The organism is Acidithiobacillus thiooxidans ATCC 19377, from assembly GCF_009662475.1.
In the GTDB taxonomy this organism is placed as follows: Bacteria; Pseudomonadota; Gammaproteobacteria; order Acidithiobacillales; family Acidithiobacillaceae; genus Acidithiobacillus; species Acidithiobacillus thiooxidans.
In genome coordinates this window covers 764,636-780,951 of the sequence record NZ_CP045571.1, presented here as the reverse complement: position 1 = coordinate 780,951, position 16,316 = coordinate 764,636, and the positions used below count along the sequence as shown (strand labels likewise).

Here is a 16,316-nt window from a genome sequence, read left to right as displayed (position 1 = left end):
GTTACTCCTTACCAGCAATGTCAGGACAAGGTAACAACAAGCCTACTTCTGCCCCATGCGGATCCCGATTACGCAATTGCACCTCTCCCCCCAGACTGCGCACAAAACGTCGCACCATGGATAAACCCAGCCCTGTACCCTGTTCCTTGCTGCTGGCAAAGGGACGAATGCCCTCGCGCAACAAGGTATCGGGAAAACCCGGACCATTATCAGACACGGTCACTTGCAACTGTTTATCCACCTGGGCAATGGCGACGCTGATGGTTCCACCCTCGCTGGCCAGCGCCTGCATGCTGTTTAAAATGAGATTGAGCAATGCCTGACGAAACTGATCCAACGGTAACAGACAATCGCGGCAATCTCCCGGCAAAAGCTCCAGCACCACTTGGGCAGGCATCTGATAACGCAACAAATTCAGCAAAGTTTCCACCGTTTCGCGGGGCGCCACCCGGCGGCCTTTTTCATGAACCTGACGCGCACCGCGCAATTGCTGATCGAGCAAACGACTGACCCGACGCAGCTCCTCTTCCATCAACCCGAGTCTTTCAGCCAGCTCCGGATCACGGATTTCCCGACGGATATTTGCACAGCCCACCTGCAAGCCCGCCAGCGGATTACGCAATTCATGGGCAAAGGCGGCAGCGGCCTCTCCCACCGCCGCCAGGCGCTCCGAGCGGGCCACCGCCGCCTGTTGCGCCACCAGCGTATGGGCCGCTTCATTGACTTCCCGCTGCAAATCCTGCAAATACTGGCGCCGGGTTTTTTCCAGATCTTCCAAACGCCCAATCATGTGATTGTAATACTGCAGCAAAGGACTAATGCCAGGATCCGCATGGGCTTCCGTCACCCGCCGAAAAGCCCCGATTTCCAGGGAGCGCATGGCCCCCTGCAAACGCCGCAATGGGCCTAAAATCCGCAGACGGAAAAACGCCAACGTCACCAGCACAAAAATCATGAACGCAAACAATGCTACGGCGGTTCCAATCAGGGTATAGCGGGCATCATGCCCCGCCGCCAATACCAGCCTGCGACCACGCAGATGCTCTTCCATGCTGACATCCGAAAGCTGCAATAAAGCCTGAGGCAAGAGGGCCGGGTCCTGTTTGGCCATCAACGCCTGCAAACGCCCCCAGTGCGCATTGGTTTTGACCTGCTCCGGATGCGCCGCTGCAATCTGGGCCAGATTGCGCTGCAGCACGGGCAGCGCCGCCGCAGGACCCTCACTTTGCCAGGTACGCAGAGTTTCCTGGGAAGTCTGCGCCAAACTCGCCATGTAGGCCGTATAAGCATCCAGCGTATGCAAATCCTGGTTAGTGTGAACCAGCAGCACGCCGAGCAGCAGCAAAGCCAGCACCACAAACTGCACCAGCAAAAAACCAATGGTCCGGAAAGGCGCAAAAGGGATGCGCTTGCGGCTGTCTGACCCGCCACCGGGCAAACGCAAAATCGCCATGGACCTAGCGACTCCCCTTAACCGGGGAAGCGGTTATGGACTCCAGATCAGCAGGATGCTCGGCACGTGCAGCGCGGCGCATCAGTTGTTCACTGGCCTCGCGCGGGTCCGCACCGGCATAGAGCACCCGATAGACCTGCTCGGTAATGGGCATATCCACCCCCAGTCGCTGGGCCAGCAAAAACAAAGCCTGGGCACTGCGCACGCCTTCCGCCTCCTGGCCCAGATCACGCAATACTGCCTCCAACGACAAACCCCGCCCCAGGCCCATACCCACCCGGCGATTGCGGGACAAATCACTGCTGGCCGTCAAAATCAGATCCCCCGCGCCGGTCAATCCCATAAAGGTTTCCGTGCGCCCCCCCAATGCCGTCCCCAAACGGTGCAATTCGGCAATGCCACGGGTAATGAGCGCAGCGCGGGCACTATCACCATTGCCCAGCCCATCGGAAATGCCTGCCGCAATGGCCAGCACATTTTTGATTGCCCCCCCCAGACACACACCCGCCACATCATCACTGCGATACACGCGCATCTGGTCACTGGCAAACACTTCCACAACCCGCCGCGCATCATCCATATTTGCAGCAGCGGCGGTCATGGCCAGAGGCTTACCCAGAATCAGATCATGGGCAAAACTCGGCCCGGAAAGTACCACTTTAGGCAATGTCGGACAGCTTTCATCCAGCACCTGATCCAAACGCAAGGCGCCCGGCAGCTCCAGTCCTTTGGAAGCCAGCACCAGCAGCAGATTCGGGGGTAATAAAGCCTGGGGAATAGTCGCCAGAACCGTCCGCAAGGCATGGCTGGGCACTGCCAGCAGCACACCCTCAGCCCCTTCCAGCGTCGCCGCCAGATCAGAGCCTACGCCAAGACCGGACGGAAAGCGGATTTCTGGAAAAATCGGAGATAAACAGGTGGAATCCATAAAACCCGGCAGAGTTTCCGGGTGGCGCCCCCAGAGCCGCACCATATGGCCCTGGCGGCACAAATGCACCGCCAACGCGGTTCCCCAGTGCCCGGCTCCAAGAACAGCCCAGCGCATGGCTTATTGCGTCGTGTGACCCACTTGTTCTTGCTGCGCCTGCTGATATAGCGCCTCAAAATTGACGGGATGCAGATGCAAGGGCTGGAAGCCGCCGCGTCCCACCATATCCGCCACCACTTCGCGGGCATAAGGGAACAGAATGGTCGGACAATGCACAGCGATCAGCGCCGGCATATGTTCTTCGGGAATATTCTGAATCCGGAACAGCCCCGCCTGCTGCACTTCCACCGCAAAGTAGGTGCTCTCACCCGCCTTGGCCTTGACCGTCACCGTCAGAATCACTTCCGTCAAGCCATCCATGCCTTCTACCTGATTGCTGGCCGTATTCAGACCCACATCCACGGTGGGCGCCTCGGTCTGCACAAAACTCAAAGGGGCGTTGGGCGACTCGAAAGAACTGTCCTTCACATATACCCGTTCAATCATGAATACTGCTTCTGCTTCTTCCATAAGATCCTTCTTCCTACAGGTGGCTAAAAAGTACACTCCGCCCAGTCTAACCGAAGACCCCCCTGCGGGGCTATGGAGTGAAAGCCTGAAAAGACACTTGCCCTGAAGCGCGCTTCTGTGTACGATTGCCCCGCTGTCCAGGTCCCCATCGTCTAGCGGCCTAGGACACCGCCCTTTCACGGCGGTAACGGGGGTTCGAACCCCCCTGGGGACGCCAAAAAATTCCATAAGTTAGGAATAGCACCATCTTTGTTAAAGTGTCCTGACGCCCTTCGGTTTGGCAAAGTATTCTTTGGCTTCCACATTGCTGCAAGCCAGCGCATTGAGGCGATGCCGATCGAGGAGCCTTTCACCCCAACAGCATTTCTGGAGTGCGGTACGCGTGCGTCCGTCGATCAGAGGCACGTACCTTCTGGGACATTACAAAACGGCGTTTGCTTTTTCCCCGTTCCTATACCCGCATCCTCATGGACCTTCCTTATGGTCGGCTCGCCTAATATTCAGGGCGGGGATACGGGCTTACCCTGTTCCGCGTAAGTGACATCTGGACGGGTTAGGTCCTGCCTTTTCGCCGGGGGGCACATTGTCGTCGGATGGGTATAGACAAAACCTCATCTCCGACCCCCATACCTTTTTGGTTCAAGCCTGTCAGTCCATTTGGCTTGTTACACATCACGACGTTTATCAGCAGTTCACATTCGTACGCTGGAAATTATCCAGGGAGCGAAATGCTCAGATGGTCGCAGGTTTCGTTGTTGTGATGTCGCTAAAAAATTCATCCGCTACACGTAGTATAGTCCAGTTGTGACAGGGGCGTGACCCATGCGCAGATTGTGCGTACAATAAAGGCAATGGAAATCACCTATGATCCGGCTAAAAATGCCCGCAACGTTCAAGAGCGCGGCCTCAGTTTTGATCGGGCAATAGATTTTGACTTCCACACCGCGCTCTATCGCGTGGATGACCGTCGTGAGTATGGCGAGACCAGGATCCGGGCTATGGGAACCTTGAACGGACGATTACATGCGCTGGTTTTTGTGGAGCAGGCTACTGGTATTCGGGTGATCAGTTTTCGGAAAGCAAATCGCAGGGAGATCAAGCGTTATGAAAGCAGCAGACCTTCATCAGAAGTCTGAGAACGACAATCCCGAATGGACGACGGAGGATTTTGCCCGTGCCCAATCGTTTACCTCCCTGCCCAGTTCTTTGCAGGCCAAGTTGTCCACGCGAGGGCCGCAGAAGGCACCCGTTAAAGAGCGCGTTACCATGCGGCTCTCACCAGAGGTGGTTGCTCGTTTCCGGGCCTCCGGTCCAGGTTGGCAGACCCGCATTGACACAGCGCTGAAGGAATGGCTGGAAACACACCAGAGAGTATAACGGTGCGTCCTATGTTAAACAGCGATCAACGTCTGTAAAAAAAGTCGCTGATCAGTTGTTGTGCGTCTTTAAACTCATAAGGCACACACTGGTATTGAATAAAATCTGTGCAGGATATGCTATTCTGAAAAAAATCCTAGATGTGTGAAGAAAATATGACGGAATTTGTAGGTTATGAATTTTTACGCGAGCGCTGGCACCTCGGCTCCATGGGCGTGATAACGTCACGTTAGCACCTCTGGAGGTACTCATGCGCAAAGTTTTTCATACCCGCCAATTCATGGCTGGCAATTCACCTGCCGTCCGTATCCCGGTGAGTATGGCCTTCCCGAAACAGACCAAATTGGTTGTGATTCGAGAGGGAAACAGGCTCATCGGAGCGGGACTGATTATCGAGAACTGGGTGGATTGACCTACCCGACCATAAACGCTAAGGTTTCGCTCCAACCCAGTGCAGCCTGAGACAAGCAAAACGTGCCCAACCCGATTACCGCCACCCTGCGTCCCTACTGGCAATACCGCGACCTGGTACGCAATCTGGTCATCAAGGATCTGAAAGTCCGCTACCAGGGCGCCGTACTCGGTTTCTTCTGGTCTTTGGGCAACCCGCTGGCATTGATTCTGCTTTACGACTTCGTGTTTACCCACATTTTTCGCAGTAATCTGCCCAACTACATTTTGTATCTGGTCATCGGCGTCCTGCACTACAACCTGTTTGCCCAGGCAGTCAGCCAGAGCTGTGAAAGTCTGACCAGTGCCTCTGGCCTCATCCAGAAAATCTACTTCCCGCGCATTTTGGTGCCCACCTCCAGCCTGCTGTTTACCCTGGCCTTGTGGGTCATCGCCATATTCATTCTGGTGGTGCTTTACCCCTTTCTGGGCGGGGTTTATCACTGGGGTTTGCTGTTGTATCCCCTGGCACTGGGTCTGTATATAGCCTTCATCTGGGGAATTGTGCTGACTTTTTCGGTGTTACAGGTAGAACTCCGTGATCTGAAGCACATGGTGGATATTGCAGTAATGTTTTTATTCTGGTTAACACCCGTTGGCTATGACATCAACGTAATGAAACCCACAGCCCGCGAAATTATTTCCCTGAATCCACTGACCCAGTTCATGGACCTGTTTCACGCCCTGCTCTATTCAGGCACCCTCCCCGCCCTGAATCACGTCCTCATCGCGTGCGCTTGGGCCATCGGCACGGTGAGTATGGGTATGGTGCTCTTCCGCCGTAAAGCCCGCCATCTGGTGGAAGACCTCTGATGCCACCCGCCATTATTGTTGAGCACGTCAGCAAGGAGTTTATCCTGCGTCATAATCGGGCAATGGGGCTGAAAACCCGTTTTCTCGGACTATTTCACAAAAACAAGCGTGAGAAACGCGAGCATTTTCTGGCACTGGATGATGTCAGCTTCACGGTAGAACAAGGGGAGGCATTGGGCTTGCTGGGCCATAATGGTTCCGGCAAGAGCACCCTACTGCAAATTATCGCGGGGATATTGCAGCCAAACAAAGGGCGCGTCATCGCCAATGGGCGGGTGGCACCATTGATTCAATTGGGGGTAGGCTTTAATCCAGAATTGACGGGTTATGAAAATATTTTTCTGAACGCCAGTTTGTATGGGTTTCTGAATAAAGATACTAGGAAACGCGTCAAAGACATCATTGAATTTTCGGAATTAGAGCATTTTATTGACACACCACTAAAAAATTACTCGTCTGGCATGCAAATGCGTTTGGGGTTTGCGGTTGCAGTAAACTTGCAACCAGACATACTGTTGGCTGATGAGATATTGGCTGTGGGAGATCAGGCATTTCAGGATAAGTGTCTGGATAAAATTGCCGAGATGCGGAAAAATGGGATGTCTTTGATTCTTGTTTCTCATAGCCAGGATCAAGTTGAGAAGTTTTGTAATTACTACGTACGGCTTGACCGGGGAATAACTGTAGATCAGGGCCAGATTATGGAGAAAGAAACAGAAAAAATGATTTTCGTTCGTGATGAATAAGTTGATGCACTTAGCGCTTCAAACCGTCCATTATTATTCATACCTTGTAAAAGTGTGATCCAGTATGTTTTCCGATGAAGTAAGCCAAAAATCTTTTTACCGCGCATTTGAAGATAGACATCGCGGTTCGCGCGCCATAATTAGAAAACGTTTACAGGCATATATGCCATTCTTAACTTCTTTGCTCGAAATATACCCAAATTCCCCGGTGATTGATTTGGGCTGCGGTCGTGGTGAGTGGCTAGAATTAGTCACAGAGTGTGGATTTACAGCCTATGGTGTTGATGTGGATGATGGCATGCTGGCCTCGTGTCATGAATTAGGTTTGCACGCCGAAAATAAAGATCTGATCACCGCATTGCGGGAGCTGCCGGATGCAAGCCAAACGGTGGTTTCTGCTTTTCATGTGGTGGAACACATTCCCTTTGAAAGCCTGATGGATTTGGTGCGTGAGGCATTTCGGGTGCTTAAACCAGCTGGCCTGCTGATTCTTGAAACGCCTAATCCGGAAAACATCTCGGTAGGCACCGCGAATTTCTATGTTGACCCTACCCATCAGCGCCCCATACCTGCACCATTGCTTTCTTTTTTGCCGGAATACACGGGTTTTTATCGCACCAAAGTTGTACGGCTGCAGGAACCCGAATCGCTGAGAGAGAAAACGGATGTTGTTTTGATGGATGTCTTGGCTGGGGTCAGCCCGGATTATTCGGTTGTGGCCCAAAAACCGGGAAGGCAATCTGAACTAGATTTGTTTAACCCTGAATTTGAATTTGAATATGGCCTGAATCTTGACAATTTGGCCAGCCGCTATGATGTGTCGCTAGCAACACGATTCTCTGAAATTGAATCACTAAGCCGTTCTGTACTTGCGCAGGTTAATATTGCGATCGAGCAGGCTGCACAGGCTGTTGAGCGTGCCAACCATGCCGAGGCCCAAGCCGCTCAGGCCGATGTGTCGCTAGCAACACGATTCTCTGAAATTGAATCACTAAGCCGTTCTGTACTTGCGCAGGTTAATATTGCGATCGAGCAGGCTGCACAGGCTGTTGAGCGTGCCAACCATGCCGAGGCCCAAGCCGCTCAGGCCGATGTGTCGCTAGCAACACGATTCTCTGAAATTGAATCACTAAGCCGTTCTGTACTTGCGCAGGTTAATATTGCGATCGAGCAGGCTGCACAGGCTGTTGAGCGTGCCAACCATGCCGAGGCCCAAGCCGCTCAGGCCAACGAGCGCGCCAACCATGCCGAGGCGCAGTATCAAGCTGTTATTCATAGTCGTTCTTGGAAACTGACCAAGCCATTGCGGCTTGCAGGCAAATCTGCGCGATGGTTTGTGCAGGGAAGCATTGCTTGGTTGACTTTGAAACCGGGTAGCCGTCCGCGACGGATGATGCGCTCCACTCTGGTCGCGGCCATGACCGCAGTGCAATCGCGCCCTCGAATAAAAATATTTGCGTTAAAGATATTGAATCGGCATCCACGTCTAAAGCAGCGTTTACGGGACATGCGTCTCCAGCACGCTGCAGTATCGCCGCCTATTGCAATGCGTCCGCACGAAGCTAATTTGACGCCCCGCGCCCGACAAATCTACCTGGACCTTAAAACCGCGATTGAAAAGAGAAACAGGGAGGGTATGTGATGCGTATTGTTATTGACTTACAAGGCGCGCAAGCCATCAACCATAATCGTGGCATAGGTCGCTACAGTCTATCGCTTGCCCTCGCCATGGTACGCAATCGCGGCAACCATGATGTGCTTATTGCCCTTAACGGGCTTTTCCCGGACACAATTGAGCCCATCCGCAAGGCCTTCGATGGGTTGCTGCCGCAGGAAAATATTCGCATATGGCATGCAATCGGCCCCGTATCAGAAATGGATGAGCGCAACAGTGCACGTCGGAAGGCAGCAGAACTTGTCCGCAAGGTATTTCTTTCTAGCCTCAAGCCCGATGTCGTACATGTCACCAGCCTGTTCGAGGGATTGGGTGACGATGCCATCACCAGCATTGGTCTTTTTAACCAAGATATTCCAACCGCAGTCACGCTTTACGACCTGATCCCCTATATCCACCCCAAGCCGTATCTTGAAAACCCATCCGTGAATAAATGGTATAGGGGAAAAATCGAGCACCTTCGCCGCGCCCACCTTTGGCTTGCCATTTCAGATTCATCCCGGCGTGAAGGGGTAGAGCATCTCATCCTGCCAGAAGAATGGGTCATCAATATTTCCAGTGACGCGGATGCGCACTTCATACCGCTGGAAATTTCACCCAATGAAGAGCAAAGAATCAGGCAGAAATATGGTCTCAACCGGCCCTTCGTGATGTATACAGGCGGCATTGACTACCGCAAGAACATTGAGGGTTTGATTCGCGCCTACGCCAAGTTGCCACAACAACTTCGCAGAGATCATCAGCTGGCTATCGTGTGCTCCATTCAGCCAGAGCAGAAAGCCCTGCTGGAATCCCTAGCGATGGAGCAGGGTCTTGATAGTGGTGAACTGGTTCTCACAGGCTTTGTTCCCGAAGAGGACTTGCTTGCGCTCTACAACCTTTGTGCATTGTTTGTATTTCCCTCTTGGCACGAGGGCTTCGGCTTACCCGCGCTTGAAGCGATGCGCTGCGGTGCCCCAGTGATTGGCGCAAATACTTCCAGTATTCCGGAGGTCATTGGCTGGGAAGAGGCGCTTTTTGATCCTCATTCAGACGATGAAATGTCAGCAGCCATCCAGCGCGGCCTCACGGATAAAGATTTCCGCGACAAACTGATCCGCCACTGCAAAAAACAGGCTGAACACTTTTCCTGGGATGAAAGTGCACGGCGCGCCATAGAAGCCATGGAACGCCTTCACTCAGGCATGAATACTCAGAATGCCGAAATCAGCCAAAAATTCGCGCAGCCGCATCGACCAAAGCTGGCCTATATTTCGCCATTGCCTCCGGAAAGATCGGGTATTGCCGACTACACTGCTGAGTTACTCCCGGCACTGGCAGAGCACTATGAGATCGAGGTGATTGTTGACCAGGCGGATGTCGAGGATCGCTGGATCAAGGAACGCTGCCCCATACGCTCTGTGAAATGGTTTGAAGAAAATCATCACCAGTTCGACAGGATCATGTACCACTTTGGCAACTCCTCATTTCACCAGCATATGTTCCCTTTGCTGGAAAGCATTCCCGGCGTGGTTGTTTTGCATGACTTCTTTCTTTCAGGCATTCAGGCGCACCGGGACATACACGGCGGCGCGCCACATGCATGGGCACAGGCCCTATATTCAAGCCACGGCTACCATGCTGCTCTGGAGCGCTACACCGCTGCTGATACAGCGGATGTCATCTGGCGCTATCCGGCGAACTTGCCGGTGCTTCAACGCGCACAGAGCGTTATTGTCCATAGTGAGAACTCACGCAAACTGGCCACTCAGTGGTATGGACCCGAGGCTGCGGCGGACTGGAGTATCATCCCGCACCTACGTGTTCCCGCAGAACCTTCAAATCGGGAGGGAATACGCCGCCAACTTGGATTTGAGCCCGATGATCTGGTCATCTGCTCTTTTGGCCATATCGGACCCACCAAACAAAACCATCGGCTACTGCAAGCCTTTCTTGCCTCCCCCCTTAATGCCAAAGCCAAGGCAAAGCTGGTATTCCTCGGTCAAAACCACAGTGGCGAGTATGGTCAAGACTTGCTTCAAACCATTACGGCCAGCGAATGCTCCGCGCGCATCCGCATCACGGGATGGACAGATACGGAAACCTACCGCGCCTATCTCGCGGCCTCTGACATTGCGGTTCAGTTGCGAACATTATCGCGCGGGGAAACATCCGGTGCGGTTCTGGACTGCATGAATTACGGCCTGCCCACGATTGTCAACACACATGGAAGCCTGGCTGACCTGGATGAGGATGGCGTATGGATGTTGCCAGACGACTTTGAAGATGATGATTTAGTCACTGCCCTGACCACACTTGCACATGACCGCGAATTAAGACGACACTTGGGCTCCAAAGCAAGAAATATTGTGCACACCAAACACGCGCCACAAGCTTGCGCTCAAATGTATTTCAGAGCCATTGAGCAAAGTTATGAACAAGCGAAATTTGGTTTGCCCGGGCTTCTGCCTGCAATAGCAAACCTAAACTTGCAAGAGCAGGGGCTTGTGCCATTGGCATCCTGCCTGGCTGATAACTTCCCGCCATCGCCACGCCAACGGCATTGGCTGGTGGATGTTTCAGAACTGGTACAGCGAGACGCCAAGACTGGGATTCAACGCGTCGTGCGCGCCATCCTGAGGGAGTGGCTGATGAATCCTCCGGAGGGATTCCGGGTGGAGCCGGTCTATGCCACGGAAGATTCTCCGGGTTACCGCTATGCACGCCGGTTTACCAGTAGCTTTTTAGGGATGCCGGACAACTGGACGCAGGACGAACCAACCGAGGCATGGTCAGGTGATGTCTTCGTCGGATTGGATTTGCAACCCAGTGTAGTTCCTGCCCAGCAGGCTTTCCTGCAGAGATGGCGCCACCGAGGCGTGAGGGTCTGGTTTGTGATCTACGACCTGCTGCCAACCCTGATGCCCCAAGTCTTTCCGCCCGAGGCACAGAGCCAACACCATCGCTGGCTTGAGAGCATCAGTCACTTCGACGGCGTGGCATGCATCTCGCGCGCCGTGGCGGATGAAATGCGCGAATGGCTGGCCAAGCATGGCCCCCAGCGCGAGCGCCCCTTGGGTATCGAATGGTTTCACTTGGGAGCCGATGTCGACGCCTGCGCGCCGACACGAGGCCTACCCACAGATGCACCCAAGATCCTGAACGCTTTGAATGAGCGAGCTTCGTTCCTCATGATTGGAACGCTTGAGCCTCGCAAAGGCCATACACAAGTTTTGGATGCCTTCGAGCAACTCTGGCGGTCGGGCCTTGATGCGAATCTCGTTATCGTCGGCAAGCAAGGGTGGATGGTGGAAGACCTCGTTGAGCGTTTACGCACCCACATGGAGTTGAACAGGCGTTTATTCTGGCTTGAAGGTATCAGCGACGAATATCTCGAAAAAGTCTACGCTGCCAGCACCTGCCTGATTGCAGCTTCTTACGGCGAAGGCTTCGGCCTGCCACTTATCGAAGCCGCCCAGCATAAGCTGCCGATTATTGCTCGGGATATTCCGGTATTTCGGGAAATAGCAGGTCAGCATGCGTTATATATCAACGCCCTCACATTCGAGGATTTCGCGGAATCAATCCGGCACTGGCTTGAGCTATACGCCAAAGATCAGCACCCCAAATCGGATGCCATGCCTTGGCTGACTTGGGGGGGAAGTGCTCAACAACTTCTTGCCGCGCTACAAATCACTCAATTTCAACTTGATGCTTCGGAGTCACAACCATGAAAACAGCCCTTATCACCGGCATCACCGGCCAAGACGGTGCCTACCTTACCTTACTCTTGCTGGAGAAGGGTTACACCGTCTATGGCACTTACCGCCGTACCAGTTCCGTAAGCTTCTGGCGTCTGGAAGAACTGGGTGTCGCTGATCATCCCAATCTCCATCTGGTCGAGTTTGACCTGACGGATCTGGGTTCCGCCATTCGCCTGATTGAAAGCAGTGGGGCGTCGGAGGTTTATAATCTTGCTGCCCAAAGTTTCGTGGGCGTCAGCTTCGATCAGCCCAACACCACCGGCCAGATTACCGGCTTGGGTGCCTTGAACCTGCTCGAAGCCATACGCATCGTCAATCCCAAAATCCGTTTCTATCAGGCTTCCACTTCCGAAATGTTCGGCAAGGTCCAGGCCATACCCCAGGATGAAAACACCAATTTCTATCCGCGCAGTCCTTACGGGGTGGCTAAACTCTATGCCCACTGGATGACCATCAACTACCGCGAAAGCTACGACATCTTCGGCAGCAGCGGCATTCTGTTCAACCATGAGAGTCCTCTGCGCGGTCTGGAATTCGTCACCCGCAAAATCACCGACGGCATGGCCAAAATCAAACTCGGCAAACTCGATCAACTGCAGTTGGGCAATCTCGATGCCAAACGTGACTGGGGCTATGCCAAGGATTATGTGGAAGGTATGTGGCGCATGTTGCAGGCCGATCACCCCGATACTTATGTACTGGCTACCGGCCGCACCGAATCCGTCCGGGATTTTGTGACCATGGCCGCCAAAGCCGCAGGCATCACCATGGAATGGCAAGGCCAAGGCGAAGCCGAATGTGGCAGAGATGCGGCTACCGGCAAAGTCATTGTCTCCGTCAATCCCAAGTTCTACCGTCCCGCTGAAGTGGAACTCCTGATCGGTAATCCTGCCAAGGCCAAGGCCGAACTCGGCTGGGAAACCCCGACGACGCTGGAACAGCTTTGTGCCATGATGGTCGAAGCCGATTTACAGAGGAACGGCTGAACAACCTGCGGAGGCCAAATTGACGCATCCTGAATCCAAGCCAACACCCAGTGCTGCAGGCCAGACCATTCTGGTCACTGGCCTGCGCGGTTTTACGGGGCAGTATCTGGCCAGTCGTCTGCGTGCCCGTGGCGCCCAGGTCATCGGACTGGTGCAGGGCGAAGCAAAAAATGCCGAGGAAATCCGTGCCGATCTGACCGATGCCGCTTCCGTAAAAGCCGCTGTTACCCAAGTCCAACCTACCCATGTCGTCCATCTCGCCGGGCTGGCCTTCGTTGGTCATGGCGACGCCCAGGCTTTTTATGCCGTCAACCTTTTCGGGACTCTCCATCTGCTGGAAGCCTTGAGCACCCTCAAAACACCGCCGCAACGAATCCTGCTCGCCAGTTCCGCCAATGTGTATGGCACCCCCGCTGTGGAAGTCATCGACGAAAGCATCTGTCCGGCGCCAGTCAATCACTATGCCTGCAGTAAACTGGCCATGGAGCACATGGCCCATACCTGGTTGGATAAACTGCCCATTGTCATCGCTCGGCCCTTCAACTACACCGGCGTCGGGCAGGATGACAAGTTTCTCATTCCTAAAATCGTCAGTCACTTCAAACGCCGCGCGCCTTTCATTGAGCTGGGTAATCTCGATGTCAGCCGGGATTTTTCGGATGTGCGCGACGTGGTGGACCGTTATGTGCATCTGCTCCTGGAGGCCGAAGGCGTAGCCGGACAAACCTTCAATGTCTGCTCCGGGCAAGCCCACTCCCTACGCGAGATCATGGCCCTGACCGAACAACTCAGTGGCCACTCTCTAGACATCCGGGTGAACCCGGCCTTTGTCCGCGCCAATGAAGTCCCCCGCCTGCTGGGCTCTGCGGCCAGACTGCAACAACACCTCGGCCCATTCTCCCCTATTCCCATAAAACAGACTTTGCGCTGGATGTTGGAGAGTTAATATTATGGTGACAAATTGAAAGTATTATTCAATTTACAAACCCTTTTATATCCGCGTACAGGTATCGGTCACTATACACAGCATTTAATTGAAGAAATGGGTAATAGTGATGAGATTGAAGAATTAAGCGGATTTCTGAGCAGAGAAATTTATAGTGGAACAACACTAAGTAATTTTGTTAAAACAAAACAAATACCTACCACCATTAGAACAAAAAAGCCCCCATTAGATGCTGTCAAAAAACTTATCAGACAGGGCGTTCCTGATGCCTATGTAGCTGTGAACGCCTGGAACAGGTGGATTGAAAGTCGATCCATTAGAAAGCTTGCAAGTACGGGTTATGTGTATCACGAACCAAATTTTATTCCCGTTCCTTATTCAGGGCCATTAGTAATTAATGTGCATGATCTTTCCCATATTCGACATCCTCAGTTTCATCCACCTGAACGCGTAAAATTATTGAACATCAAACTTAGCAAAGTCATCATGCGGGCGGATCATATAGTGACCGACTCTCATTTTGTAGCTGAGGAAATTACTGAACTATATAGTGTCCCCCTGAACAAAATTACCGTCACGTATCTAGGTACCGATGTCGGTTTTCACGAACGAACTGCAAATGATGTTGCGGATACGCTTAAACAGTTTAGACTGCACTATCGTGGCTTTGTGTTGTCCGTAGCCACACTGGAGCCACGCAAGAACATTGAACGTTTAGTTACCGCTTATTCCACTCTTCCCGAGAGTGTCCTTAAGGAATATCCATTGGTATTAGTGGGTGGAAGCGGTTGGCGTGATTCAAAATTGCTGGCTTGCTTAAAAAGCTTGGAGGTAAAGGCAAATATCATACGCACTGGCTATTTGCCTCGCACGCAATTGCAGGACTTGTATGCTTCGGCTGCAGTCTTTGCCTACCCTTCTTTATATGAAGGTTTCGGCTTGCCAGTGCTAGAGGCATTTGCCAGCGGGACGCCAGTGCTCACTTCCAACAATACCTCTTTGCACGAAGTGTCTGGTGGCGCTGCACTGGAGATCGATCCGACATTCACTGACGCGATTAGAGACGGATTGAATAATCTACTAAACAACCCATCTCTCGCACAAAAGTATGCACAATCTGGTCTAAAGCGATCCATGGATTTCAGTTGGCAGAAATGCGCAGAACAGACACTTGCCGTGTATCGCAGGCTATCCTGACTTCAGTTAACCTATTTTTTTGATCCCAAAACCCTGCGTAATCCAAACAAATATTTATGATACCGATCAGGAAGAATAGCCAATGTAAAATGCCATCCACTTCGCAGTGGCCTCCATATGCTTCGACTAATAATTCGAGCATTCTTCTTAGATGGACCTTTTGAACGAGGATATCCCAGTTTCTCAATTTCAGAAAGACGCTGACTAATTAAACCTGCGATAGCTTCAGGGCTATAATAGTTAAGCATGTAAGCCTGCGCATTAAGGCCTATGGTCTGGCGCCATGCAACGTCTTCGTACAAACGCCGCATCTGTATTATTGCATCATTGTGATCTGTTTCAGCCCATATTGTACCCATAGGATAAGGAGGATAGGCTTTTAGAGTCTTGAACAAGGTATATTTCACCAAGGCCGAATTATCACCATTCATATAATCACAGTTTCCACCATAAGCTGTTGCCATTACAGGCCTTCCCAAAGCCATTGCCTCAGCCATACCCAACCCGAAACCTTCGGATCGATGCAATGAAACATAGGCATCTGCAGATGCCAGCAGTTCCCAATTAGTTTGTGTGTCTACTATTTCATCCATAAACTCTACAGGCAAACCAGTAGCCGCATTTTGCAGTTGCCTGGCATACTCTGGTCGCGAAGATGCATGGCTTGATTTAATGCGCAGACGAACCCGCTCACCAGCGATAAATGCAGCGCGAAACGCTTCAATCAAACCAAGAGGATTCTTGCGTTCAACTATACTCTTGTAATCAAAGCTGAAAAAAAAGGTGAAGGGACTATTATCTGAACCAGGATTGATGGTCATAGATTTTGGGACATCCACAACATAAGGTACAACGGTTACCGGAACAGGGCTATACGCAGTGATCGCTGAAGCCATAAATTGGCTACCCACCCACACTTCATCTAAATATGAAAATCTATCCAGCCACTGTTTGGGAAATCTATCAGTTTCCCAAGCCCAAATACCAATTTGATAAACATTGTCTGAGGATTCCGAAGGAATAACGCGGAGGATGCGGGGTAACTCTTCAGCGTTGACATGCAAGATGCGAATAATTGGGCCCTGTTGGTTCCAGCATGTTCCTGCACACTCAACAGGTAGCTGCAGGCTACGATGGCTGGAAGGCGTCAAATCGTGGCAGCGTAATGGATAGCCGATCGACTTTAAGACGCTCAGATATCCTCTAGCTGCGACGCCTAGGCCACTGGCAGCACTCAAGTAACCAAAATACTCAATTTTCGGTAATGTCATGGTTATTCTATGAATTTTATGCCTCTTAACCTTTCTCAGCTACCATCCGAAGATTTTTCGCGACTGTAACCTATGCAACACGTCTCTAGGACATCACATAGCTCATACGTTATTTCACTATCTGCATCATAGCGGTACCAAAAAAAACAAGTTCTTCCGCA

At 52.2% G+C, this 16,316-nt stretch carries 14 protein-coding genes and 1 tRNA gene; 11 read left to right on the top strand and 4 right to left on the bottom strand.

Features of this window, described 5'->3' with window-relative positions; genetic code table 11:
- Position 1: 1 nt before the first annotated feature.
- From GCD22_RS04175 to secB, 3 genes are read right to left on the bottom strand one after another with little or no spacing between them, the layout of a single operon-like run.
- Positions 2-1,453: a sensor histidine kinase gene (locus GCD22_RS04175; protein WP_081577150.1), complete on the bottom strand. Its 1,452-nt coding sequence runs from the start codon at positions 1,451-1,453 to the stop codon at positions 2-4.
- Positions 1,454-1,457: 4 nt separating this feature from the next.
- Positions 1,458-2,498, bottom strand: a complete 1,041-nt coding sequence (locus tag GCD22_RS04170) for an NAD(P)H-dependent glycerol-3-phosphate dehydrogenase (RefSeq protein ID WP_081577151.1) — start codon at positions 2,496-2,498, stop codon at positions 1,458-1,460.
- Positions 2,499-2,501: 3 nt separating this feature from the next.
- Positions 2,502-2,951 carry a protein-export chaperone SecB gene (gene secB, locus GCD22_RS04165; protein ID WP_081577152.1) on the bottom strand — a complete coding sequence of 150 codons (450 nt, stop codon included), beginning with the start codon at positions 2,949-2,951 and terminating at the stop codon, positions 2,502-2,504.
- A 141-nt stretch (positions 2,952-3,092) separates the two neighbouring features.
- Here secB and GCD22_RS04160 point away from each other — a divergent pair.
- From GCD22_RS04160 to GCD22_RS04110, 11 genes are all read left to right on the top strand, one after another.
- Positions 3,093-3,168: transfer RNA gene (locus tag GCD22_RS04160), tRNA-Glu, on the top strand.
- Positions 3,169-3,766: 598 nt separating this feature from the next.
- Complete coding sequence (locus tag GCD22_RS04155; RefSeq protein ID WP_211371691.1) at positions 3,767-4,087, top strand: BrnT family toxin; 321 nt, start codon at positions 3,767-3,769, stop codon at positions 4,085-4,087.
- Complete coding sequence (locus GCD22_RS04150; RefSeq protein ID WP_081577155.1) at positions 4,056-4,328, top strand: BrnA antitoxin family protein; 273 nt, start codon at positions 4,056-4,058, stop codon at positions 4,326-4,328. Before GCD22_RS04155 ends, GCD22_RS04150 begins: the two co-directional genes overlap by 32 nt.
- Before the next feature lie 250 nt (positions 4,329-4,578).
- Positions 4,579-4,740, top strand: a complete 162-nt coding sequence (locus GCD22_RS04145) for an AbrB/MazE/SpoVT family DNA-binding domain-containing protein (RefSeq protein ID WP_211371690.1) — start codon at positions 4,579-4,581, stop codon at positions 4,738-4,740.
- A gap of 62 nt (positions 4,741-4,802) precedes the next feature.
- On the top strand, positions 4,803-5,591 hold the full coding sequence (locus GCD22_RS04140; protein WP_081577156.1) for an ABC transporter permease: 789 nt from the start codon (positions 4,803-4,805) through the stop codon (positions 5,589-5,591).
- Positions 5,591-6,337 (top strand): ABC transporter ATP-binding protein, encoded by a 747-nt coding sequence (locus tag GCD22_RS04135; RefSeq protein ID WP_081577157.1) that lies wholly within the window; start codon positions 5,591-5,593, stop codon positions 6,335-6,337. Before GCD22_RS04140 ends, GCD22_RS04135 begins: the two co-directional genes overlap by 1 nt.
- A 64-nt stretch (positions 6,338-6,401) precedes the next feature.
- A complete protein-coding gene (locus tag GCD22_RS04130; protein WP_153940456.1) occupies positions 6,402-7,979 on the top strand; it encodes a class I SAM-dependent methyltransferase in 1,578 nt (525 codons plus the stop codon).
- Positions 7,979-11,725, top strand: a complete 3,747-nt coding sequence (locus tag GCD22_RS04125; protein ID WP_153940455.1) for a glycosyltransferase — start codon at positions 7,979-7,981, stop codon at positions 11,723-11,725. The genes GCD22_RS04130 and GCD22_RS04125 overlap by 1 nt, the downstream gene beginning before the upstream one ends.
- Complete coding sequence (gene gmd, locus GCD22_RS04120) at positions 11,722-12,741, top strand: GDP-mannose 4,6-dehydratase (RefSeq protein ID WP_153940454.1); 1,020 nt, start codon at positions 11,722-11,724, stop codon at positions 12,739-12,741. The genes GCD22_RS04125 and gmd overlap by 4 nt, the downstream gene beginning before the upstream one ends.
- A 19-nt stretch (positions 12,742-12,760) precedes the next feature.
- Positions 12,761-13,687 (top strand): NAD-dependent epimerase/dehydratase family protein, encoded by a 927-nt coding sequence (locus GCD22_RS04115; protein WP_153940453.1) that lies wholly within the window; start codon positions 12,761-12,763, stop codon positions 13,685-13,687.
- 15 nt (positions 13,688-13,702) lie between these two features.
- The gene (locus GCD22_RS04110; protein WP_081577161.1) at positions 13,703-14,884 is read left to right on the top strand and encodes a glycosyltransferase family 4 protein; all 1,182 of its coding nucleotides are present in this window, start codon (positions 13,703-13,705) and stop codon (positions 14,882-14,884) included.
- Positions 14,885-14,895: 11 nt separating this feature from the next.
- Here GCD22_RS04110 and GCD22_RS04105 read toward each other — a convergent pair whose 3' ends face one another.
- Entirely contained in the window at positions 14,896-16,155 is a 1,260-nt protein-coding gene (locus GCD22_RS04105) for a glycosyltransferase family 4 protein (RefSeq protein ID WP_081577162.1), read from the bottom strand.
- Positions 16,156-16,316 lie beyond the last annotated feature (161 nt).

Coding starts and splice junctions, on each gene's coding strand:
- GCD22_RS04175 (WP_081577150.1), bottom strand. CDS start 1,453: ATGGCGATTTTGCGTTTGCCCGGTGGCGGGTCAGACAGCCGCAAGCGC.
- GCD22_RS04170 (WP_081577151.1), bottom strand. CDS start 2,498: ATGCGCTGGGCTGTTCTTGGAGCCGGGCACTGGGGAACCGCGTTGGCG.
- secB (WP_081577152.1), bottom strand. CDS start 2,951: ATGGAAGAAGCAGAAGCAGTATTCATGATTGAACGGGTATATGTGAAG.
- GCD22_RS04150 (WP_081577155.1), top strand. CDS start 4,056: ATGAAAGCAGCAGACCTTCATCAGAAGTCTGAGAACGACAATCCCGAA.
- GCD22_RS04145 (WP_211371690.1), top strand. CDS start 4,579: ATGCGCAAAGTTTTTCATACCCGCCAATTCATGGCTGGCAATTCACCT.
- GCD22_RS04135 (WP_081577157.1), top strand. CDS start 5,591: ATGCCACCCGCCATTATTGTTGAGCACGTCAGCAAGGAGTTTATCCTG.
- GCD22_RS04130 (WP_153940456.1), top strand. CDS start 6,402: ATGTTTTCCGATGAAGTAAGCCAAAAATCTTTTTACCGCGCATTTGAA.
- GCD22_RS04125 (WP_153940455.1), top strand. CDS start 7,979: ATGCGTATTGTTATTGACTTACAAGGCGCGCAAGCCATCAACCATAAT.
- gmd (WP_153940454.1), top strand. CDS start 11,722: ATGAAAACAGCCCTTATCACCGGCATCACCGGCCAAGACGGTGCCTAC.
- GCD22_RS04105 (WP_081577162.1), bottom strand. CDS start 16,155: ATGACATTACCGAAAATTGAGTATTTTGGTTACTTGAGTGCTGCCAGT.